Annotated in this window: 23 protein-coding genes; 5 read left to right on the forward strand and 18 right to left on the reverse strand. The window is 51.7% G+C overall.

Annotation, left to right across the window (positions count from 1 at the left end; translation table 11 throughout):
• Positions 1 to 30: 30 nt before the first annotated feature.
• Genes QJ48_RS16610 through QJ48_RS16620 form a run of 3 tightly spaced genes read right to left on the reverse strand, consistent with a single transcriptional unit; the run spans position 31 to position 2,018 of the window.
• Positions 31 to 501 carry a GNAT family N-acetyltransferase gene (locus QJ48_RS16610; RefSeq protein ID WP_054974670.1) on the reverse strand — a complete coding sequence of 157 codons (471 nt, stop codon included), beginning with the start codon at positions 499 to 501 and terminating at the stop codon, positions 31 to 33.
• A 41-nt stretch (positions 502 to 542) separates the two neighbouring features.
• Positions 543 to 920: a glyoxalase superfamily protein gene (locus QJ48_RS16615; RefSeq protein WP_054974671.1), complete on the reverse strand. Its 378-nt coding sequence runs from the start codon at positions 918 to 920 to the stop codon at positions 543 to 545.
• Between the two features lie 57 nt (positions 921 to 977).
• On the reverse strand, positions 978 to 2,018 hold the full coding sequence (locus QJ48_RS16620) for an NAD(P)/FAD-dependent oxidoreductase (protein ID WP_054974672.1): 1,041 nt from the start codon (positions 2,016 to 2,018) through the stop codon (positions 978 to 980).
• A gap of 418 nt (positions 2,019 to 2,436) precedes the next feature.
• Here QJ48_RS16620 and QJ48_RS16625 point away from each other — a divergent pair, with 418 nt between their 5' ends.
• Positions 2,437 to 3,684, forward strand: coding sequence for an MFS transporter (locus QJ48_RS16625; protein WP_054974673.1), 1,248 nt, complete (start codon positions 2,437 to 2,439; stop codon positions 3,682 to 3,684).
• Positions 3,685 to 3,744: 60 nt separating this feature from the next.
• Here QJ48_RS16625 and QJ48_RS16630 read toward each other — a convergent pair whose 3' ends face one another.
• From QJ48_RS16630 to QJ48_RS16640, 3 genes are read right to left on the reverse strand one after another with little or no spacing between them, the layout of a single operon-like run.
• Complete coding sequence (locus tag QJ48_RS16630) at positions 3,745 to 4,278, reverse strand: DedA family protein (protein WP_054974674.1); 534 nt, start codon at positions 4,276 to 4,278, stop codon at positions 3,745 to 3,747.
• 30 nt (positions 4,279 to 4,308) lie between these two features.
• Entirely contained in the window at positions 4,309 to 4,854 is a 546-nt protein-coding gene (gene pssA / locus QJ48_RS16635; protein ID WP_054974675.1) for a CDP-diacylglycerol--serine O-phosphatidyltransferase, read from the reverse strand.
• 5 nt (positions 4,855 to 4,859) lie between these two features.
• On the reverse strand, positions 4,860 to 5,897 hold the full coding sequence (locus QJ48_RS16640; RefSeq protein ID WP_054974676.1) for an AI-2E family transporter: 1,038 nt from the start codon (positions 5,895 to 5,897) through the stop codon (positions 4,860 to 4,862).
• Between the two features lie 192 nt (positions 5,898 to 6,089).
• Between QJ48_RS16640 and QJ48_RS16645 the strand changes: the two genes are divergently transcribed.
• The gene (locus tag QJ48_RS16645; RefSeq protein ID WP_054974677.1) at positions 6,090 to 6,797 is read left to right on the forward strand and encodes a response regulator transcription factor; all 708 of its coding nucleotides are present in this window, start codon (positions 6,090 to 6,092) and stop codon (positions 6,795 to 6,797) included.
• A 118-nt stretch (positions 6,798 to 6,915) separates the two neighbouring features.
• On the opposite strand, the gene serC is transcribed toward QJ48_RS16645, so the two are convergent.
• Entirely contained in the window at positions 6,916 to 8,004 is a 1,089-nt protein-coding gene (gene serC / locus QJ48_RS16650; protein ID WP_054974678.1) for a 3-phosphoserine/phosphohydroxythreonine transaminase, read from the reverse strand.
• 105 nt (positions 8,005 to 8,109) lie between these two features.
• Here serC and thpR point away from each other — a divergent pair, with 105 nt between their 5' ends.
• The gene (gene thpR, locus QJ48_RS16655; protein ID WP_054974679.1) at positions 8,110 to 8,676 is read left to right on the forward strand and encodes an RNA 2',3'-cyclic phosphodiesterase; all 567 of its coding nucleotides are present in this window, start codon (positions 8,110 to 8,112) and stop codon (positions 8,674 to 8,676) included.
• A gap of 66 nt (positions 8,677 to 8,742) precedes the next feature.
• On the opposite strand, the gene QJ48_RS36925 is transcribed toward thpR, so the two are convergent.
• Positions 8,743 to 8,898: a hypothetical protein gene (locus QJ48_RS36925; RefSeq protein WP_157261653.1), complete on the reverse strand. Its 156-nt coding sequence runs from the start codon at positions 8,896 to 8,898 to the stop codon at positions 8,743 to 8,745.
• A gap of 171 nt (positions 8,899 to 9,069) precedes the next feature.
• Positions 9,070 to 9,411, reverse strand: a complete 342-nt coding sequence (locus QJ48_RS16660) for an XRE family transcriptional regulator (protein WP_054974680.1) — start codon at positions 9,409 to 9,411, stop codon at positions 9,070 to 9,072.
• 268 nt (positions 9,412 to 9,679) lie between these two features.
• Between QJ48_RS16660 and QJ48_RS16665 the strand changes: the two genes are divergently transcribed.
• Positions 9,680 to 10,051, forward strand: coding sequence for a helix-turn-helix domain-containing protein (locus tag QJ48_RS16665; protein WP_054974681.1), 372 nt, complete (start codon positions 9,680 to 9,682; stop codon positions 10,049 to 10,051).
• A gap of 133 nt (positions 10,052 to 10,184) precedes the next feature.
• On the opposite strand, the gene QJ48_RS36930 is transcribed toward QJ48_RS16665, so the two are convergent.
• Positions 10,185 to 10,358: a hypothetical protein gene (locus QJ48_RS36930; protein WP_157261654.1), complete on the reverse strand. Its 174-nt coding sequence runs from the start codon at positions 10,356 to 10,358 to the stop codon at positions 10,185 to 10,187.
• A gap of 491 nt (positions 10,359 to 10,849) precedes the next feature.
• On the opposite strand from QJ48_RS36930, the gene QJ48_RS16670 reads away from it, so the two are divergent.
• On the forward strand, positions 10,850 to 11,218 hold the full coding sequence (locus tag QJ48_RS16670; protein WP_010496287.1) for a helix-turn-helix domain-containing protein: 369 nt from the start codon (positions 10,850 to 10,852) through the stop codon (positions 11,216 to 11,218).
• Positions 11,219 to 11,276: 58 nt separating this feature from the next.
• On the opposite strand, the gene QJ48_RS16675 is transcribed toward QJ48_RS16670, so the two are convergent.
• Genes QJ48_RS16675 through QJ48_RS16710 form a run of 8 tightly spaced genes read right to left on the reverse strand, consistent with a single transcriptional unit; the run spans position 11,277 to position 19,439 of the window.
• Entirely contained in the window at positions 11,277 to 12,071 is a 795-nt protein-coding gene (locus QJ48_RS16675; protein WP_054974682.1) for an SGNH/GDSL hydrolase family protein, read from the reverse strand.
• 34 nt (positions 12,072 to 12,105) lie between these two features.
• Positions 12,106 to 12,846 carry a lectin-like domain-containing protein gene (locus tag QJ48_RS16680; protein ID WP_054974683.1) on the reverse strand — a complete coding sequence of 247 codons (741 nt, stop codon included), beginning with the start codon at positions 12,844 to 12,846 and terminating at the stop codon, positions 12,106 to 12,108.
• A 37-nt stretch (positions 12,847 to 12,883) separates the two neighbouring features.
• Complete coding sequence (locus tag QJ48_RS16685; RefSeq protein ID WP_054974684.1) at positions 12,884 to 13,198, reverse strand: hypothetical protein; 315 nt, start codon at positions 13,196 to 13,198, stop codon at positions 12,884 to 12,886.
• Positions 13,199 to 13,240: 42 nt separating this feature from the next.
• Positions 13,241 to 14,608 (reverse strand): sugar phosphate nucleotidyltransferase, encoded by a 1,368-nt coding sequence (locus QJ48_RS16690; protein ID WP_054974685.1) that lies wholly within the window; start codon positions 14,606 to 14,608, stop codon positions 13,241 to 13,243.
• Positions 14,605 to 15,795, reverse strand: a complete 1,191-nt coding sequence (locus QJ48_RS16695) for a glycosyltransferase family 4 protein (protein ID WP_054974686.1) — start codon at positions 15,793 to 15,795, stop codon at positions 14,605 to 14,607. Before QJ48_RS16695 ends, QJ48_RS16690 begins: the two co-directional genes overlap by 4 nt.
• Positions 15,796 to 15,811: 16 nt before the next feature.
• Positions 15,812 to 16,591, reverse strand: coding sequence for a glycosyltransferase family 2 protein (locus QJ48_RS16700; RefSeq protein WP_054974687.1), 780 nt, complete (start codon positions 16,589 to 16,591; stop codon positions 15,812 to 15,814).
• A gap of 22 nt (positions 16,592 to 16,613) precedes the next feature.
• On the reverse strand, positions 16,614 to 17,990 hold the full coding sequence (locus QJ48_RS16705) for a lipopolysaccharide biosynthesis protein (RefSeq protein WP_063858105.1): 1,377 nt from the start codon (positions 17,988 to 17,990) through the stop codon (positions 16,614 to 16,616).
• A gap of 15 nt (positions 17,991 to 18,005) precedes the next feature.
• Entirely contained in the window at positions 18,006 to 19,439 is a 1,434-nt protein-coding gene (locus QJ48_RS16710; RefSeq protein WP_054974689.1) for an O-antigen ligase family protein, read from the reverse strand.
• Positions 19,440 to 19,454: the final 15 nt, after the last annotated feature.

Below are 19,454 nucleotides of genomic sequence, written 5' to 3' on the forward strand. Positions count from 1 at the left end.
ATTCGGTCTCAGGTCAATAGAGGAAGCGCCTTACCGGAGCATTCCTTTGTAAATCCCCGGCTTGGAATCCGGAATTTCGATCGCGCCGACCGTCTTTTCGTAAAAAGCGACCGGACCCGCGCCGCCGATCACGGCATAGCCGTACCCTTGGGCTCGCATGTCGTGCAAGCAGGCCAGCAGCAGGCCGGTGCCGACCCCTTTGCCGCGGCATACGTCGTCTACGCCGGTCGGGCCGAAAAAGCCTTTGCAGGTCGCATCATAACACGCGAATCCGACCAGCTTGTCCTCCAAGGTAGCGATAAAGCAGGAGGTCGGGTGTCCGCTAATCGCGACGTCGCATTCGCTCTCCCAATGGGGATTGAATTTTTCCTTTACCCAGCTCCGGATCAGATGCTTCTCCGGCACGAGCGCCCTGCGGATCGTAAAGCCCGCGTCCTCCAGTTTGGCCCGGAGCGGGGCGTCATCCGGAAGCTCGTACAGCTTCACTAACATATCCGGCATCGTTCTGTTATTCCTCCTGATGTGATGTGCTTTGAGGTTCGTTATGCCTCTTCGAAAAAAACGAGGCGGTTCCCGAATGGGTCCTTTACGGTAAGCTCCCGGGTATCCCAAGGGGTGGTTTCAATGCCTGGCCGGGCGTACTTGTAGTCTTTAACTCCAAGCTCCGCATGGAACGCTTCGAGATTCTCGGCTTCGATGCGGACCGCAGCCCCCGGGCAGCAATCCCCATGATGCTCGCTTAAGTGGAGCGTACACGCTCCAAGCGAAATTTGCATGTATAAGGGCAAGTTTTCTTCGAAACGGTGCTCCCAATCGGTCTGGAAGCCGAGATAGTCCAGGTAAAACGCTCTTGCCTTGGTTTCGTCGAATATTCGAAGAATCGGGGTAACCGATTTCAAGGCGAATGACCTATCGCTCATAGACGCACCTCCGTCACATTTATTTACTTTATTGTATAACAAAACCGGACAGTAAATCTACGAAGTACGGATCTTTTCCGCCAATCTCGCCGCATCGCGGCCTACCCAGCCGAGCAGCGCCGAGCCCCGGGAAGACTGCCATGGCAGGCCGAGATAAAAAAGGCCGGATACCGGGCTGACTCCGCCTTGGTGGACAGGGCTCCCCTGTGAATCGATGGCTCCGTCGATCCGTATCCACCGGTAGTCGCTGCGGTAACCGGTCGCCCATACGATATTGCTGACTTCCGCGTCGGTTCCGTCTTCGAAAAGAATGCGGTTTTCCTTCGCCCCGACCGCTCTCGGTTTGAGCAGCACTTTTCGATCGGCCATAAGCGTTTTCAGTTCGAGCCCGTAAATTTGCTCGGGCTGCCTTTTCAGCCACGAACCGAGCAGGGAGCCTTTATCCGAACGGATAAATCCGAACAGGGCGAAGTACCAAAAAATGCTTTTGCCCAGCACATATAACGGTTTAAAATGCAGCTCGCTTCCCGCGGACAAATAGACTAGCCGCTCTCGGGACAGCTCTGCGGCGATCTGCGCGCCCGAATTGCCGGCGCCGACGACAAGCACAGGTCCGTCCCGCAGCTCGCCGGGATTCCGGTATGCGCTGCTGTGCGTTTGATAGAATTCGTCCGGAAGCCCGGAGGCAAAGCCGGGAACGAAAGGCGTGTGGAACGGACCGGTCGCCACGATGACTTTGCTTGCCCGATAGGTTCCCCGATTCGTTTCGACGAGGAAGCCTTGGTTCGTCTTGGTCATCGAAATGACCTGCGTTTGCAATTGTAATGGCAAGGAATAACGCTCTGCGTAAGCTTCGAGGTAGTCGGCTACTTCGTCCTTGGCCGGCAATCCGCTCGGATCGCCAGGCATGGGCATGCCTGGCAGAGCATATTTTCGAGGCGTGAACAACACCAAGGAATCATACCGGTTCCTCCAGCTGTTTCCGATGCGGTCGCTAGCATCCAGTAAGGCAAAAGTCACCGCTTGCTGTTTCAAATAATATCCCATTGCGAGTCCGGCTTGCCCGGCACCGATCACCAGTACGTCAACCTGCTTCATCCCCATCGAGCTCCTTAGACGACATTGTAGTTGAATGAAAACATAACATATGAGCATTTATTCATATATATTGTAAAATAGTTCATGCAACAGTTCAAGAGAAAAATGCAGATGGTCAGCGGCCGACGAAAAGGGCAGCCGAGGGAAATACGCGGATTGGGTGCAAACCTTTGGGAGAGTTTCGTTACTTTTAAATTTACCCTTTCTATATTATGTAAACTGTATATAATGGAAGGTATATCAATCGGAGGTGTTTCATTATGCAAAAAAGCTTGGCCTATTCACTCAACCTAAGGATTACAGGAACGATAAAACAACAAACGGCATGACCCGTCCATCGGTGTGCAAGAGACGGAAGCGCAAGAAACCGTACTGCCCTGTGTGACGTGCCGTCTGCCGGAAAGGCGGATCTGACTACATGAAATTTCGCGCGTCACAAGTATATAAGACTAAAGTCTTTATGACGTCGCTCGCCAATGCGACGGCTTTTACGACCTATGCGGTATATTACATAAGTCAACTCGGGTTAAATCCGTTCGAGCTGCTGCTCGTTGGTACGGTTTTGGAAGTGACGGTATTGATTTTCGAAGGAATTACGGGTGCGGTCGCCGATACGTATGGCCGGAGGCTGTCGGTGATTGCCGGGATGCTGGTGATCGGGGGCGCGCATGTGCTGGAAGGCAGCGCGCCGTGGGTTGGGGGCGTCAGCCCAATGCTTTCGCTGTTCGTGTGGATTCTGATTGCGGAATGTATTCGCGGCGTCGGCGAGACGCTGATCAGCGGAGCCGATACGGCTTGGATCGTTGATGAAGTCGGCGAGCAGCATGTGGGGCGCCTTTTCCTGGAAGGCAAGCGTTTGTCGCTTATCGCTACGCTGATCGGTATTGCACTAAGCGTCGGGTTGTCCACGCTTGCGCCCAATCTTCCGTTCGTCATTAGCGGTGTGATGTTTCTCGGCCTTGGGGTGTTTTTGTTCCTTTTCATGAAGGAAACCCAATTCGTCCGTCCGGAGCGGCTGGACAAGTTCTCCTATTGGCAGGAGATGAAGTCGACGTGGTTGTCCGGAGCACGGGTGGTGCGCCGCCAGCCGGTGCTGCTGATGATTCTCGTCGTCACGCTGTTCAGCGGCGCGGCGTCGGAAGGCTACGACCGGCTCTGGGAAGCGCATCTGATCAAGGAGATCGGCTTCCCGGCCGAGTTGCCGTTCTCGATGGCCATGTGGTTCGGCCTGATCTCCGTCCTCACGACATTCCTCAGTCTGATCGTCGTACGGCTGGCCGAGAAGCGGTTGGACATGGGCAGCGAACGGGTGGTCGTCGTGGCGATGTTCGTTCTGACCGGCTTGCGGGTCGCCGCCATCTTGTCGTTTGCCTTCGCTCCTGGCTTCGCTTGGGCGCTTGGCTCCGTACTTGCGCTTGGTATCATTGGAGCGCTCAGCGGGCCGATCTACGACACGTGGCTTAATCTGAACATCGAAGGCAAGGTCCGGGCGACCGTGCTTTCGATGATCAATCAATCGGACGCGCTAGGCCAGACGGGGGGCGGTCCGTTCGTCGGATGGATCGGCAGCCGTCTGTCGCTTCGGGCGTCCCTTGTGACCGCCGCGGTGCTGCTGCTACCGATTCTGGCCGTGTTCGGCCGGACGCTGCGCAAACGACAAGAATAGCAAAAAGGCACGCCTTCAAAAGCGTGCCTTTTTCGTTTCCGCTAAAGCTTGTCCGAGCTGTTATTTCGAGAAAAACCGGTGCATCAGCGACGCATGGAAATGCGAGAAATCGATCTGCGCTCCGATAAAATAGCCGATGGAGATAAAAAGTACGCACCAGCTGAACGCGCCGACAGCCGAGAACAGCAAATATTTGCGCTTGCCCATGCCGATGACGCCGGACAAGTAGCAGGTCAAGTGACGGATGCCGGGAATAAAATAGCCGAAGCTGACCGTCCAAGGCCCGTAACGCTGGAACCATGCTTCCACTTTTTCCAGCCGTTCCGGGGTCAGCTTGATCCATTTGCCGTGCTTCCACAGCAGCGGCTTGCCGAACTTGCGGCCAAGCGCGTAGCTGCAGAGCATACCGGTCATCGCTCCCGCGAGACTGACGGCGACCGAGAGCGAATAATTCAGCATACCGACCGACGCCAGATAACCGATAAAGGTCATTAGCAGCTCGTCGGGGATGGGCAAACCCACAATACCAAGCGCCAGGCTGAAGAATAAAGCGATATATCCGTACTGTAAGATCATCTCCTGTATAAATTGCATGCGGACACAGCTCCTCTCCAGCCGCAGATGCTAGACGTTCTCGGTATCGTATACGGCTTTGTTTGGACGAAATGCGGGAATCTTGATCGTGCTGATCATCAGGAAAGAAAGCCCGATAATGACCAGCACCGTCACTGGCAAAAGATGCGATGGCGGGTTCCATAAGGCAAATGCGGATAATAGACAGCCTGCTCCGGTAATTGGCAGACCGATATGACAGCGGTTTTGACAGGTTTTCACGTTGAAACGGGCCAGTCGCAGCGCCCCGCATACCATGAACAAGCCGGTCAGCAGCGTGCCGTATACCGGCAGCTCGCGCAGGGCGACGACATAAATAATGATGGCCGGCGCGGCGCCGAAGGAAATCAGCTCCGATAAGGAACGAAGCTCCCTGGCGAATTCGCCCGACAGCTCCAGCTTTTCCGCAATATAGCCGCCGAACAGGTCCAACAAGGCCGCAATTGCGACGAGCAGCACCGCGGAAAGCACCTTGCCGTGAAACGCCAGCAGGAGCGAAACCATGCCTATACCCAGCCCCGCTGCTACGAACACAAACGGGATCGATTTTCTTAACATTGTGATCATTCCTCCTTAGGAGATGGGGGAAGCGCAAGGCGAATCGGCTGTCCCACCGTTTGAACCTCTAACAAATCAAGGATAAATACGAATGTCGGAATTCCGACGATCAGGCCCCAGATTCCGAAGAAATGCTCGGAGAACAGGAGCACGATAAAGGTGTAAAAGATCGGCAGATGCGTCTTGGAAGCCATCAGCCGCGGATTGAGCACATAGGCTTCCAATGCGTGAATCAAGGTAATCGTCACGATCAAATAGATGACATAGACGAAGCCGCCAAGGCTGAACGCAATAGCGCACAGCGGAATCAGCGAGACGAATACGCCGGCGACAGGAATCAAGCCAAGAACGAAGACTAAGAGCGCTAGGCCGAACAGATTGGGAAAGCCCATCACCCATAAGGCGATTGTCGTCAGCACACAGTTGATCAGCGCAATCAGCAGCTGGGTTTCGATTACTTTGCCGAAGGTGAGGACGAATTTTTGGCCGAAGTATTCGATTTCTTCCACCAGCCATCCAATCTTGCTCGCGCGAAGCTTGTGCGTGAACCGGATGACGCTCGATTTGCTGAGCAGTAGAATCAAGCTCATAATGAAGGCCAGAAACCATTCGAAGCCCCAATGGCCGACCCTCTTGATCATATCCAATCCGGGCTTGATGATGCTGTGAAGGTCGAGCTGATGAACGACGGAGACGAGATAGCTCACAATTTCGTTCTGCGGATGCGCGTAGACCTCTTTTACCATCACGATCAATTGGCCTACTTCGTGAACCAGGGAGGGAAACACTTTGAAGCCCCCGGCCACCAGTACGGCGACAAACAAAACGTACAGAATGGAGAGCAGCAGCTTGGAATCGACAGGAATGATCGGTTTAATCCAGCGATGGACCAAGTGATGAAGACGATCCATGAGGAACGTCATCAAGAATGTCAACAAGATGAGGTTCAGCATGCCTCTCAGCCAGAACAACAGGAGGCAGAAGAGCGCGAGAATGCCGAAGCGCCGCACATCTTTTCTTTGAAGAAAGGCCATCATATTCATACGAACATCCTTTCGATGGGAACGCGCCAAGTTTGTCTGCCAACATTATAACGCGTCGTTGTGTACTTCATGTGTCCTATCGGCAAAGAAGGTTCATGTTTTAATTGCTTCCCGGGACACACGAAAAACACAAGACTCATGTATAATGGAACAGGTAATCACGTTACCGGATAAACAGGAGTTGTCATCGTTATGGAACGAAAAGTTCTTCTCATCGAAGATGAGAGCTTGATTCGCGAGATTGTGGCTGATTATTTCGAAAGGGAGCAGTGGACCGTCTACGAGGCGGAGAACGGCAAGCAAGCGCTGGACATGCTGGAAGGTCTGAATGCCGACCTCGTCATTCTGGATATTTTGATGCCGGAGCTGGACGGATGGACCGTATGCAAGCGGATTCGCGCCAAGTCGGCGATTCCGATCATCATCCTGACCGCGAAATCGGAGGAGGACGACAAAATGCTCGGCTTCGAGCTGGGGGCCGACGATTACGTCACCAAGCCGTTCAGCCCGAAGGTGCTCGTCGCCCGCGCCAAGACGCTGATGAAACGCGTCGAAGGGACGGTCGGTAAAGAGGATCATATGCTCAGCTTTGGAAGGGTCACCGTCAACAAACGATCGCACCGCGTCGAAATGGAAGGGCTGGAAGTCGAGCTGACGCCCAAAGAATTCGATCTGCTGCTCTTCCTGTGCAAGCACCGCGGCAAAGTGCTCAGCCGCCAGCAGCTGCTGCACGGCGTCTGGGATTATCATTTCCTTGGCGATACGCGGATCGTCGACGTGCATATCAGCCATTTGCGCGACAAGATCGAGACCAATGCCCGCAACCCTGAATATATCGTAACCATCCGCAACGTCGGTTACAAATTGGCCGAGCCCGCCATGAAAGAATCTTACGCCTAATATCCGATACAACGAGCGCCGCGCAAGCTTGCCACGGCGTTCTTGTTGTATTCGCGCCGTACAAAAAGCAGCCTTCGCTCGGCTTCATGCCGTGGCGAAAGCTGCCGGACGGGTCCGATTACCCGTTGCGTTTTTGGAAATCAACCATAAATTCGGCCAGCGCTGCACAAGCTTCGTAAGGAACCGCATTGTAAGCAGAAGCGCGAATGCCCCCTACGCTGCGGTGACCGGCCAGACCAATGAAGTTGTTCTTCTCCGATTCCTTGACGAAGGCTTTCTCCAGCTCTTCGCTCGGCAGGCGGAACGTAACGTTCATGATCGAACGGCTGTCCGGGGCAATGTTTCCGGTATAGAATCCACCCGATGCATCGATGACATCGTAGAGCAGCTTCGTCTTGGCGACGTTCTGCTTCTCCATCGCCTCTACCCCGCCGTTCTCCTTCACCCATTTCAGCATCAGGTTAACGACATAGATCGAATGTACGGGAGGCGTGTTATACAGCGACTGATTTTTGGCATGCGTCGTATAACGCAGCATGACAGGAACATGCTTCGGCTCTTCCTGGAGCAGATCGTCGCGGATAACCGCAACGGTTACGCCGGCAGGACCAAGGTTTTTTTGAGCCCCTGCATAGATCATCGCAAATTTATGGGCATCGATCGGACGGCTCAAAATGCCGCTGGTCATATCGCCGATCAGCGGAATGTCTCCGGTTTCCGGAATGTCGGACCATTGCGAGCCTTCGATCGTATTATTCGTTGTCATATGCACGTAAGCGGAGTTCGGATCGATCCGAATATCTCCTGCTTTCGGCAGGCTTCTCCAGTTCGTTTCTTTATTGGAGGCGGCGATGACCGCTTCCCCGACAATTTTGGCATCCTGATACGCCTTCTCGGAAAAGCTGCCCGTTACGAGGTAGCTCCCCACCTTGCCAGGCTTCAGGAAGTTGAGCGGAATCATTGAAAATTGCATGCTGGCGCCACCGCCCAGAAACAACACCTGATAGCCGGACGACAAACCGAGCAGTTCGAGCATCAGCTCTTGGGTTTCACGGTTCAGCGCTTCATATTCCTTGCTGCGGTGGGAGATCTCCGTCAGCGACATGCCGATGCCGTTGTAATCGACGAACGTTTCTTGGGCTTTCTGCAGCACTTCGAGCGGGAGCGCAGCCGGGCCGGGATTGAAGTTGTACGCGCGCTTGGACATGTTTAAAACCCCTTCGCTTTTCATATGATATGGCTATGATAGCAAAGGTTGCAGCGCCGCATCAAGTGTAAGTTTCATGAACATCCGAAAGGAGAGAAGATTCCAATGGAACTGTCCGACCGCCTGTTCGTCGCCGTCCCCGCTCCGCCGTCCGTGATCTCCACCGCCGAGTCTTGGGTCCTACGACTAAAGGACCAGCTTACCTTTGCCAAATGGGTCCATCCTCAGGATTTGCATCTTACTTTGCAGTTTTTAGGTGACGTTGAACGGGACCGAATCGAGCGAATTGCGCAAGCGATCGGACAAGCGGCTGCGGGCGCGGCCCCCTTCTCGCTTCATTTTCAAGGCTTGGGAGTGTTCGGCAAACCGAGTGCTCCATCGGTGCTGTGGGCCGGGGTGCAGGGAGAAGTGGAGAAATTAGGGCAGCTTCAAAGCCGGGTAGAGGACGCGATGAAAACGCTGGGGTTCGCTGCGGAAAACCGTCCGTATAAACCGCATTTGACACTGGCAAGAAAATTTACAGGTCCGGCCGGAAGTCATGCCGCAATGCTGGACGTTGCGCTGCCGGACGAATGGCATACGCCTTGGCGGGTCAAGGAAACCGTTCTCTATCGCAGCCGCTTGGGCAGCCGTCCGATGTACGAGCGTCTCGCCTCTTTTCCTCTCGGCTGAAAGAACGCGAACAATCGGTGAGCTTGGCAGAGGCAAGGCAGCAGGACATCGTACCCTGAGGCGGCGCTAGTCGCCAGTTAAGAGAGCGGCCTCGTCCGGCGGAGCCGTCCGTTCGGGCGGAAGGACGATCTCCTCAATGGTCAAAAACTCCATGGCTTTCATCGGATTCATGCCTAGCTGACGCAGCATATCTCGAATATCGAGCAATATGGTTTTGTCCATAGCTACCTCTCTCTCCAATGGTTATCCTCAGGGTCTCCCTTGTTCTATTTCTGTATTGTAACGGAATGGACCGCACTTTTGATAGTCTAAAATGGCTATTTTATCGACTCTAAAGAATTTTTTAGCGGGTCTGTCAAATCACGACAATAGACGCATATATGGAATATTTTGTCACTGTGCCTGGTCGTAAGTCACCGTTTGTCTCATCTTCAGCTGTACGACGATTTTGCGTAGCGATTCCTTGTTCAAGCCGAGCTCGTTCAGCTCCTGAATCAATTGAATCCATTCCTGGTCCAGCGTCTCGGGCTTGTCCCCCTGATCGTGCAAAATAAGTGTTTGTACGTTTACGCCGAGTACGGGCGCGAGCTTCCGAAGAAACTGGATGGACGGATTCGATTGCAAATCCCTTTCGATCGAACTCAAATAAGACTTGGCGACGCCGGCGCGGGCGGCAAGCTCCGTAAGCGACATGCGTTTTTGATGTCGAAGGGACTGAATTCGTGCCCCGATCATGATTAATTCCTCCTTAGTTTTCCCGAAGGCCGAGTTTTATAGTTCTAGTTCTATATTCATACTAATTGTATCATATTTTGATACATTTTGTATCTTTATTTAAAAAATTTTATTATTTTTTGCCTATTGACCGCAACTTTTTTTTGAAATATGGTTCTTCACAAACTTTGCTACGTAATGTATAATCTAGTCAAGCTTGAATTCAACAGATTTCGACAAAAGTGATACTGAGACTAGTACATCGGCAATGTTTTGGAGGGAAATGGAAATGGTCAGAATCGGGGATAAAATCGCTCTGCTCCGCGAAAAGAATGCGCTCACTCAGGAAGAGCTTTCCAGTAAAATCAACATTTCGCGCGCTTCGCTCTCTCATTACGAGAAAAACCGCAGGGAGCCGGACTACGAAACCGTGGTCAAAATTGCAGATTTTTTTAAAGTATCCATCGATTACTTATTGGGAAGAACCGAGGACCCCAGAGTCGTACTTGAGCCGGAAGTACGGGCTTTCGTAGATAGTCTGGAGCTGTCCGACGAAAAGATTATCGACCGATTCTCCTTAACCGTAGACGGCATGAAACTGACTTTTGACGAGGCGAAGCGGTTCATCGCCTTCGTAAGGGCCGAAAGATCGCTCAGATAACGCTGCAAGCCTCCCTCCTGTTAAGCAAGCAGCCTAGCTCGATCCTCATTTCCATACAATCAGGTATACATGCGCCCCGCAATGGCAATAATGGGCAATTGGGCGTCCTGCACGGTTCGCGGCGGATCCTTTATCATGGCTTCGTGCGGCCGGGCGGTACGGACGACTGGGCTGAGGGCAGCTCCCGGACCGGATGATTACGCTCCGGACAACCCTTAACCTCGTCCAAAAAACGGTTGATTTTATCAGGGTGAATCCCAAGCTGCTTCATGGTGATGCGAATATCAAGGGCAACGTTTCTGCTCATGACTCCAAATCTCTCCTGTATAAGGTTTGGGTATGGGAGGCACCCTGCTTCAAATAAGTGGATTTGAAAAATCAGGGATAAGTTGCAACGGCATCTTGTATACTTATTGTATCATAAAACGGATACGAATTGTAACCTCATTTTTCTCTTTTCCTTGTCATTTGGTAACAAAATTCACCCAAAACAAGGAAGAACCATCCTTCACAAATGTCGATACGTAATGTATAATTTAATTACTTCCTAACACAGTCTGGGAGCTTGGCCGATCGTTACGGCCGTTCTTTATAGAAAACAGGCCCCGCTGTGACAAAAGAAGCAAACGCATTCAATTTGTCTGGGAAGTTTGCTCCTGAAACGGTTTACTCCGGATTGTTTTTTCGTTATCGATTAGGCACAACGACTCATTCGCGACAAATGGAAAGACCTAGAACGAAACAATTCGTCCTAGCCGGAGGACTATCGTATACTTAAGATGATCGGGGTGAGAACAGTTGGGGCAAATTGGAAACCGCATCGCTGCATTAAGGGAAAAACAAGGATTGACTCAAGAAGAGCTTTCCTTGAAACTCGATATTTCCCGCGCCTCCCTCTCTCATTATGAGAAGAACCGCCGGGAACCCGACTACGATACCCTGGTGAAAATCGCCAATCATTTCAAAGTATCGATCGACTATTTGCTTGGTCGGACTCAGGACCCGGAGATGGTGCTGGATCAGCAGGTCAGACAATTCGTCGACAGCCTGGAGCTGTCGGACGAACGGATTTTGCAGCATTTTACGCTTACGATTGACGGAAAACAGCTCACGCCGGAGGAAGCCAAGCGGTTCATCGCCTTTGTCCGGGCAGAGCGGTCCTTTTAAGCATTTCGAATAAAGCCCCAGGCTCCTGCCTGGGGCTTCGCTATGTTCCACGCGCCGGCTATTCGTTATCCTGCTTCGGACCCTTTAAAAAATAGTCGGTCACAATCTTGGCCCATATTTCATAGCCCTTATCGTTGGGATGTGTGGCATCGCTCAACACTTGGTCCAGGTTCATTTTATTTTTAGCGAGCGTCTCGTTCATTTCCTTATAAATATCGATATATTCCCAGCCGTTTTTCTCGATAAACGCTTTCGTGCCCTGAATGTATTCCTCGTACGTAAGCCCCGCCTTATTCTTGACTTCCCCGTGTCTTCTGGGGTTAGGAGACAATAAAACAATTCTGCTTTCCGGCAAGCCCTGCTTTAGCCGGTTCACAATCGTTTCAATGTTTTTATTTGTCGTTTCGATCGTTATATTTTGCAGGTAATCGTTCAATAGGCTTGTCTCAAAAAGAACTACGGTCGGCTTTTGACGAATAATACGGTCGGGAATTTGATGATCGATCAAATTTTGGGTGGAAAAACCGTTAATTCCCCCGTTGTTAAATTGTAAGCCGCTTAGCCCCGGCTGCTTTTTCAAAGCCTGCACCAGCTGACTGACCCAATTCTTCTCTTTCTGCGAGGCCCCCATGCCCCCTGTGACGCTGCTCCCCATCGTTGATATAGACAAGGCTTTGTTATGCGCCGCTTCGTATTCCAACGTCTTGACCACGGGAGAAATTTGACGGCAGGCGGTTCGATGGGCCAAAAAATATTCAGGATTGGTGCAGCCCGAGGAGTTACTCAGATCTAACGAGGATATTCCGGCAAACAATAAGATGGTTATACTTTTAATGAAATCCAATAGATTCATTCTGCGACCTCCACTTCTCTTGTTGTCCCTTGGATCATGATGGTTCCAGCTCTATACTAAAGTTATCGATTATATGCGAATTCGTATATTCTCCCGTGCTTGCGCTGAAACCGATAGCCTGCAATGGATCCGCTCCATCGACAGCTTCGGAAAGCACCTTCACCCGGTCCAGCAGGACGACCAGCTTTTCTCCGGTAAATTCGATTTCGACGTCGTGCCAATTATAATCTTCCGTCTTCACCGTTTCAAACGAAGCCACTTTATTGGTAACGCTTCGTTTCACCAAGGCGATATAATTGCCTGCCTGATCATTTAATTCGGGATTGTAAAAATTATCGAAAATCACGGCGTAGCCTTCCGCCGGCTCAAAGCCCAAATATCCTCCGGAAGGCACCGCTTCCGACGGTCCCGCCACCCACAAAAAAGCAAGACCGTCCCCTCCCGTGCCTCCCCCGACCTTATAGCGGAAAGAGACCTTCCACCGGTCGGCCACATTCGTCTTGAGCCACGCGGCTCCCGCCGAATTCAGATTGGGGGTCGTTAAAACCAACGTCCCTTCTCCCCGGAAGGCCGTTCCCCAATAGCTCCATAACCCGCTATCTTGCTCAAACGTATCCGTAATCAACGGAATACGCGTACCCGTATTGCTTGCTCCGGGCGAAGCCGGCGAATCGTCGTATTTCAAGAGCGGCACATGGTGTCCGGACTCTTTCTGTGCAAATAATACCATCATTAAAATCGTAATCGGGAACAAAAGGATAAGCTTTCGTCTCAAGTGTGATTTGCTCCCTTCTGGTTGACGATGGCTCAGTTTATTTTTCAGTGGCCATATGCTTGCTCAAAATGTTCTCCCCAGCTTCCTCCGGAATATTTAACAGCTGCAGCAAGTGCTTGGACTCCAGATACAATTTATGCGTGTCCTTGGAAATTCGTAAGCAGGAGCAAACGAGCTCGTAATCGACATTCAAATATTCCGCAAGCCGCTTGTATATTTTCACATCGTAGGTTTTACTATCCTGGCACTCCGTGCAGACAAAGCTAACTGCGTAACTGGTCCCTTTCCCCGATTCCTCGTCCGTTTCAAAGAAAAACACTTTCTTGATCTGATTGCCGCAGGTACAAATCATGTTCCATATCTCCTATGCACAACAATATGCATTGATGTTTACTTAAATGCATAGCCGGACGATCTCCGTCCAGGTCGTGCACAGCTCGACTGTGTTCTCTTCAAAAGCTCCGGCGCCGTTCTGGATTTCGATCAACTCAAGATCGGTCAGCGCGCGAACGCTGTGTCTTGTTCCGGCCGGAATCCGAATGACGTCGCCTGCCTGAATCGGCTGAAGCCGCTCATCGAGGATCATTTCCCCTGTGCCGGAAAGCACGGTCAGCACTTCGTCATGCATGCGATGAACCTGATAACTGTGATGCTTACCGGCCAAGATGCACAGCCTTCGGGTTAACGCCTTGTGGTCGTTCTCGCCCAGAACGCAATCCAAGATTCGGTATTTTCCCCATACTCTTTCCTCATACATGGGGGGTTGCTCGATCGATTTGATGATATCTTTGATCTTCGGCGTCGATTCCTTGCTTGCCACAAGAATTCCGTCCGGACTTGCGGCAACGACTACATCCGGCACATCCAGCACGGTAACGGGAATGTTCAGCTCGTTGACCAAATGCGTATTGTGACTGGCGTCCGTCATGATTCCCGTGCCGATAATCGGCGTACTCATCTCTTCCGTCAGCGTATTCCAGGTGCCCAGATCTTTCCATACTCCATCGTACGACAGCATAGCGATATTTTTCGTTTTCTCGACAACTTCATAATCGAAGCTGATTTTATCCATTTTCCCGTACTGCCGAGCCAATTCTTCATACTGGATGGGCAGGCCTTTTTTAATCAACAGCGTGATGATGAAGTCGAGCTTAAACGCGAAGATCCCGCAATTCCAAAGCGCGGATTGGGCAATCAGCTCCGCCGCTTTGCTTTGTGTCGGCTTTTCTTGGAAGTTGGCCACTCGCATGAACGGTTCGCCGCTGTCCATACTCGGTTCCGGCACGATATAGCCGTATTTTTCGGACGGAAAAGTCGGCTTTACCCCCATGAGCGCCAAGTCCGCCTTCGATTGCCGCAGTACATCCTCCAGCTTTTTAATATGCTCGAAGAACGGATCTTCCACATAAGGATCGACGGGAAGAATCGCTACGCATTCCTCAAGGCTGACGCTTTCCACAGAATACAAATAGACGGCGGCCAGAGCAATCGCCGGAAACGTATCCCGTCTCTCCGGCTCGATGATCAGGGGAACCTGCTCGCCGATCTGGCTTTGCAAAATTTCCCGCTGCACTTTTCCCGTGGCCACGTAGGCGGACTGATCGATATCGGCGTGTTTCAACTGCCGCCATACCCGTTCAACCATCGATTCGAGCTGCCCTTCGTCGTTGCGCAGCACCTTCAAAAATTGCTTCGACCTCGTATCGTTCGATAACGGCCACAGACGCTTGCCCGAGCCGCCGGACAATAGAATGTATTTCATGATAAGCACATCCTTTTCATGGTATCGTTTTGCTCGCCCGCGGTTCGCAGCAGCACCTCGTTCACGTGGTTTGCCGCATGACTCCACGTATATTTGGACAGCACAAAGTTGCGGCAGACCTCTGAAGTAGGCCATGTCTCCCGCTCCCGGTACAGACGAACCAGCCCTTCGGCAATGGCGTCGGCGCTCGTATCCTTGAATAAAAACCGGGAGTCGAACGGCGTCAAAATTTCCTTGTTCCCCCCGATGGGAGTCGCTACCACCGGTACGCCGCTGGCGAGAGCCTCAATGGTAATCAAGCCGAAGCCTTCCAGCGCCTGGGTAGGAACAACGAACAAATCCGAGGATTGATAATACAAGGGGAGTTGCTCCTCCGGCACATATCCGAGCAGACGAACATGATGCTCAAGGCCGTATTCCCGAATTTTCTCCTTCAATTCGTCGGCCAGCGGCCCTCTTCCGCCGATGAGCAAGAGACTGTCCGGCATCTCGCGCACAAACGTCCTCCACGCTTCCAGCAAAGCGAGCAAGCCCATCCGCTTGACCAAGCGTCTCACGGTCAATACGACAAAGCGGTCGGAAGGAATGTTCAGCTCGGCTCTTGTCTTCTGCCGGTCGGAGGCCGGCTTGAAGTTATCGATATTGGTCGCTCCGGGTACAATTTCGATTTTGTCCAGCGGAATTCCATACGACTCGTGTAAAATGTCTTTAAAAAATTGGCTCAGTACAATGAAGCGGTCGCCGAGCTGATATGTGCTCATCTCGATCTTCCGGGCCACCGAGTTTCTCAGCCGGTTGACCAAATCAAGCTTTTCCACGCCCAATTCGTTCGCCCACGGGCCGTGAAAGCTCATCACCACGGGAATATTCCGTTTCTTCGCTTCCAGAGCCGGACCCAGGGCATACGGCGAGAAATGCGTGTAAAGCACATCGATCGGACGGCTGTTCATAATGGCCCCCGCTTTTTTTCGAAAGGCCCATTGCCGCATCAGCATCATCTTATGGGGCTGCGTGGCCTGGATGATTTTGATTCCCTGATGCACCGGCTGTTCCGGGCTGCTCACCATAGCTTCCAGATCATGGATTTCGGAAAGCTTCTCGCATATCGAACGAAAATAAGTATTTAATCCTCCTGGCTGATACACGGGCCATCCCATTCCCGTTGCCAATATTCGTAATATTGACATGCTGATCCCCCTACCTTTATTCGGCAACTCCGCTATTTTGAACCCTCTTTAATTCATACAGCTTGATTTGCGTCAAATATTCGTAATAAGCCCACAGGGTCGCAACCGTGAGACCGGCCAGCCCTTTCTTGAACAGCCCGTGAACAAAATATTTTTGCCCGAAGCGCAGAACCGGGCGGAACAGCAGCCGCATCAGACTGAAATTCTGGTTGGCGGATAGCGCTTTTTGCGCTTCCAAGGCGGTGTATTTATTAAACCGGATGACATGGTCATCGATGCTGCGGTAGCCGTCATGCCATAGAATTCCCGGCATAAATCCGATCTTGCGTCCTTCCGGTTCCGGTCCTTCGTGAACCTCCGTCTCTCGAATGGAGGTGACTTTCCGGTTATACATCCGCGGAAGACTCTCCCCTTTATCGAGCCATTTCCCCATAAAATTGCCGATCCGGTAGATGTTGTAAATATCCGCGTCGGCCGTTTTCCCGGCTTTCCACTGCTTGATGGAATGTTTCAGTTCCTCGTTCGCAAATTCATCCGTGTCGATGAAAAAGATCCAGTCGTGGGTCGCCTTCTCCGCGGCAAAATTGCGTTGTTTGGCAAAGCCGGGCCATGGATTGAAAAATACTTTGCAGCCTAAGCTTTCGGCGATTTCCACCGTCGCATCCTTGCTTCCCCCATCGACAACAACAATCTCATCCGCAAAATCCTGACATGAAACAACGGCTTTGGCGATTCGTTGCTCCTCGTTTTGAGCGATAATCGTAACCGATATGCGCTTGACCTCGGAGTGGTCCATCTCCTGATTGACTCCTTTCTATTTAGGTAGCATTTGATTTGAGCCGTTGCGTGATTTTCTGCTTAAACCATAATAAATCGCCCTGTGTCGGGACAGGACGCGGCATCGGCACCTTCAAGCTGAGCGGGAATTGAAACATAATGAAGCAGAATCGGACAAAGGTTGCCGCTAATAATGCACAAGCCGCTCCCGTCAAGCCGAAGCGCGGAACCAGGATGATAAGCAGCGGAATGCTGATGGAGAGACCTATAGCTTGGAGAAGGGATACTTTGCCGGGCTTTCCCAAAGCCATGAAGGTTTGCGCCAATACCCAGACCGCACCGCTTAATGCCGTCTCAAGAAGCAAGATCCATATAATACCCGTCGCTTCCCTATATTTCTCGCCATACAACAAGATGAGCGCCGTCGGCGAAATGACCATTAAAACCAAGGCAATGATGCAGGTGCCCGTCGAAGCGATCCGGAATACTTTCATCGTGAGTGAAATGGTCTCTTCCTTGCTCATGCCTGCGGCTTTGGGCAGCAGGACAATCGCAATGGCATTTTGAAAAATGCCGACCATCCGCGCAAGGCTTAAAGCGACCAAATAGAGCCCCAGGTCGGTCGGTGTCATTAGCCGCACCATCACCACCTGGTCCATGAACAAAGTTAACGTGGCCACGATATCGATCAAATAGGAAGAAAGGCCATACGTGATAAGCCTCTTGACCGACGAGACGATGCCTTTCAACGAAGTTTTGTACACGCGAAACAGCTGGTATACGGTATAAATCCCAATCGGTACATTGGGAAGAAAATACGATAAGGCTGAGGTGAACGGCGTTAAATGGCCCGTGAGCGCCAGCCCCAACAGCATGATCAGCGTCGCGACAACAGGCAAATATCGTCTTCGGTTAAACCCCTTGAAATCTTCGCGTCCCTGCATGACGGCGTTTAAATAGTTTGTAAAAAGTACGCTTGGCGCAAAAAACATCAAAATTTGTGCCAAAACCACCGTTTCATGCGAATAAGAGCTCAGCCAGACCGGAACAAACCAGATGCCTGCCGCCGTAATGAATACGCTGGTTCCCAGATGAATCAGGCAAGCGGTATAAATAAAGTTTCCGGATTCCTGCGGATTTTTCTTCATGTTGTAGATCACGGAGGTTTGCAGGCCGAGCGTAAACAATTGCCCGAGCAGCGACGGCCAGAGCATGATCGCCGATTGCTCCCCTCTCCCGACGGGGCCTAAGTAACGGGCGCAAATGATCCCCGTTCCGAGGTTCAGAAGAACGATAAACATGCTGGTCATGATGGTTCTTATCGTATTGGCCGCGCTTGATTTTTTACTCAACTTGTTCTGAAGACCGGTCCATAATGGGATGAACCTTTTCAATGCTTTTTCGGGTAGTATAGACATGAGCCGCGACATCCTTTAGTCTCCTTTAGTTGATGGTTCGGAGCCATTCCAGCCCATAGCAACGCAAAACCATATCAATACGCCTAGAATGGAATTGTAGCTGTTGGAGAAAAACAAATTGGTGAATGAAGCGGTCATGACGGCAATGCCGAATCGCGTGTAGCTTCTCTCCCTTAAGCTCATCCCATGTTGGCTGCACAAGCTTTTGAACAAGCTCCAGAGCCCATAGCAAAAAGCGGCAGTTCCAATCAGACCGTAGGTCATCATAATACTGCCTATCCCGCTATCGAATACGCCGGTTTCTTGGCTAAGCTCGCCGCCGTTCTGCAATCGCGTGGCCGTCCCCACGCCGCCCAGTCCCAAGCCCTGCGGATTGCTGAGCAGCATCGGCAGCAGCTGGTTTGTCAAATCCATCCTTTCGTTAAACGAATGATCGTTCTCCATATCCCCAAACGTAGCGAACCGGTTCAGCAGATCCTGTCCTTGCGGTACAACCAGCAAGCATGCGTAAATGAACAGGATAAAGCCGGCGAGAATGCTAAACGATTTCAAACGGTTCATTTCTTTCGAAATCGCGATAAAGACGATTAAGGCAACCGCCGCCAATACCCATCCCGAACGCACCAAGGTCACAATCGAGCCCATGGCTACCAACATGACGCCGGCCCATCCGAAGGCCCCCCGCCATTTTTTGACCAGCAGCATTGCGGCAAGCGCCAACGAAAGATAGCTGCCTGCGGGACCTGGAGAGTTGAGCGTCGAAAATACCCGGATTTCAAACGGGTTGGGCTTGCCGATCGACGTCATTCCCGAATAATCCATCCAAAACGCATCCCATGGCGGAACCACGACAAATTGGATCATTCCATAGAAGGCAATGAAGACGGCGAGATGGACGAAGCTTAGCATCCAGGTATCGCGCTCTTGAACCGTCGGACGGTAAGCTACGATATAAGGCAGCCACAGCAAAGGCACCAGCGTATTGGCCAGGTCAAACAAACTGGCCGATCCGTTACGCGCAAGCCCGATGAGCAGTGCATACCCCATCGCCCCAAGCAGCCACAGCAGACCCTTGCCCACTTGCCCGGGAAAATCGCCCAGCGCGCGGACGATCGGGATGACCATCAGCAGGCTGACGACGAGCGGAAGGACGCTGATCAACGACATCGAGTGGTAAGACTCCGTCAGCCAATCGTAGATTCTTCGCATTTCGGGAGCCGTAACCCAGACAAACAGATTGTAAGGAAGAAACCACAGCGAATTATGCCATGCCAGCAGCAAAGCCGGAAAGACGACAAGCATGACGACAACCAGTTGCATCATGGAATCGCCGCTTTTCAAGCCGATGGCATAGCCTAAATAACCTGCAAGCAACCAAGACAGAATGATTTTTCCTATCCAATGGCCGTATAATTTGCCGCTTATTTTTAAGTATCCTGTTTTATGCAATTGGCCGTTCCTCCT

It is taken from the genome of Paenibacillus sp. A3 (assembly GCF_001399685.1).
Classification (GTDB): Bacteria; Bacillota; Bacilli; order Paenibacillales; family NBRC-103111; genus Paenibacillus_G.

Bases quoted from the DNA above. Each gene is read 5' to 3' on its own strand.
- serC (WP_054974678.1), bottom strand. From the start codon at position 8,004: ATGTCCAAGCGCGCGTACAACTTCAATCCCGGCCCGGCTGCGCTCCCG.
- thpR (WP_054974679.1), top strand. From the start codon at position 8,110: ATGGAACTGTCCGACCGCCTGTTCGTCGCCGTCCCCGCTCCGCCGTCC.
- QJ48_RS16660 (WP_054974680.1), bottom strand. From the start codon at position 9,411: ATGATCGGGGCACGAATTCAGTCCCTTCGACATCAAAAACGCATGTCG.
- QJ48_RS16695 (WP_054974686.1), bottom strand. From the start codon at position 15,795: ATGTCAATATTACGAATATTGGCAACGGGAATGGGATGGCCCGTGTAT.
- QJ48_RS16705 (WP_063858105.1), bottom strand. From the start codon at position 17,990: ATGTCTATACTACCCGAAAAAGCATTGAAAAGGTTCATCCCATTATGG.
- QJ48_RS16630 (WP_054974674.1), bottom strand. From the start codon at position 4,278: ATGCAATTTATACAGGAGATGATCTTACAGTACGGATATATCGCTTTA.
- QJ48_RS16645 (WP_054974677.1), top strand. From the start codon at position 6,090: ATGGAACGAAAAGTTCTTCTCATCGAAGATGAGAGCTTGATTCGCGAG.
- QJ48_RS16640 (WP_054974676.1), bottom strand. From the start codon at position 5,897: ATGAATATGATGGCCTTTCTTCAAAGAAAAGATGTGCGGCGCTTCGGC.
- QJ48_RS16625 (WP_054974673.1), top strand. From the start codon at position 2,437: ATGAAATTTCGCGCGTCACAAGTATATAAGACTAAAGTCTTTATGACG.
- QJ48_RS16665 (WP_054974681.1), top strand. From the start codon at position 9,680: ATGGTCAGAATCGGGGATAAAATCGCTCTGCTCCGCGAAAAGAATGCG.
- QJ48_RS16700 (WP_054974687.1), bottom strand. From the start codon at position 16,591: ATGGACCACTCCGAGGTCAAGCGCATATCGGTTACGATTATCGCTCAA.
- QJ48_RS16685 (WP_054974684.1), bottom strand. From the start codon at position 13,198: ATGATTTGTACCTGCGGCAATCAGATCAAGAAAGTGTTTTTCTTTGAA.
- QJ48_RS36925 (WP_157261653.1), bottom strand. From the start codon at position 8,898: ATGGACAAAACCATATTGCTCGATATTCGAGATATGCTGCGTCAGCTA.
- QJ48_RS16610 (WP_054974670.1), bottom strand. From the start codon at position 501: ATGCCGGATATGTTAGTGAAGCTGTACGAGCTTCCGGATGACGCCCCG.
- QJ48_RS16620 (WP_054974672.1), bottom strand. From the start codon at position 2,018: ATGAAGCAGGTTGACGTACTGGTGATCGGTGCCGGGCAAGCCGGACTC.
- QJ48_RS36930 (WP_157261654.1), bottom strand. From the start codon at position 10,358: ATGAGCAGAAACGTTGCCCTTGATATTCGCATCACCATGAAGCAGCTT.
- QJ48_RS16690 (WP_054974685.1), bottom strand. From the start codon at position 14,608: ATGAAATACATTCTATTGTCCGGCGGCTCGGGCAAGCGTCTGTGGCCG.
- QJ48_RS16675 (WP_054974682.1), bottom strand. From the start codon at position 12,071: ATGAATCTATTGGATTTCATTAAAAGTATAACCATCTTATTGTTTGCC.
- QJ48_RS16615 (WP_054974671.1), bottom strand. From the start codon at position 920: ATGAGCGATAGGTCATTCGCCTTGAAATCGGTTACCCCGATTCTTCGA.
- pssA (WP_054974675.1), bottom strand. From the start codon at position 4,854: ATGTTAAGAAAATCGATCCCGTTTGTGTTCGTAGCAGCGGGGCTGGGT.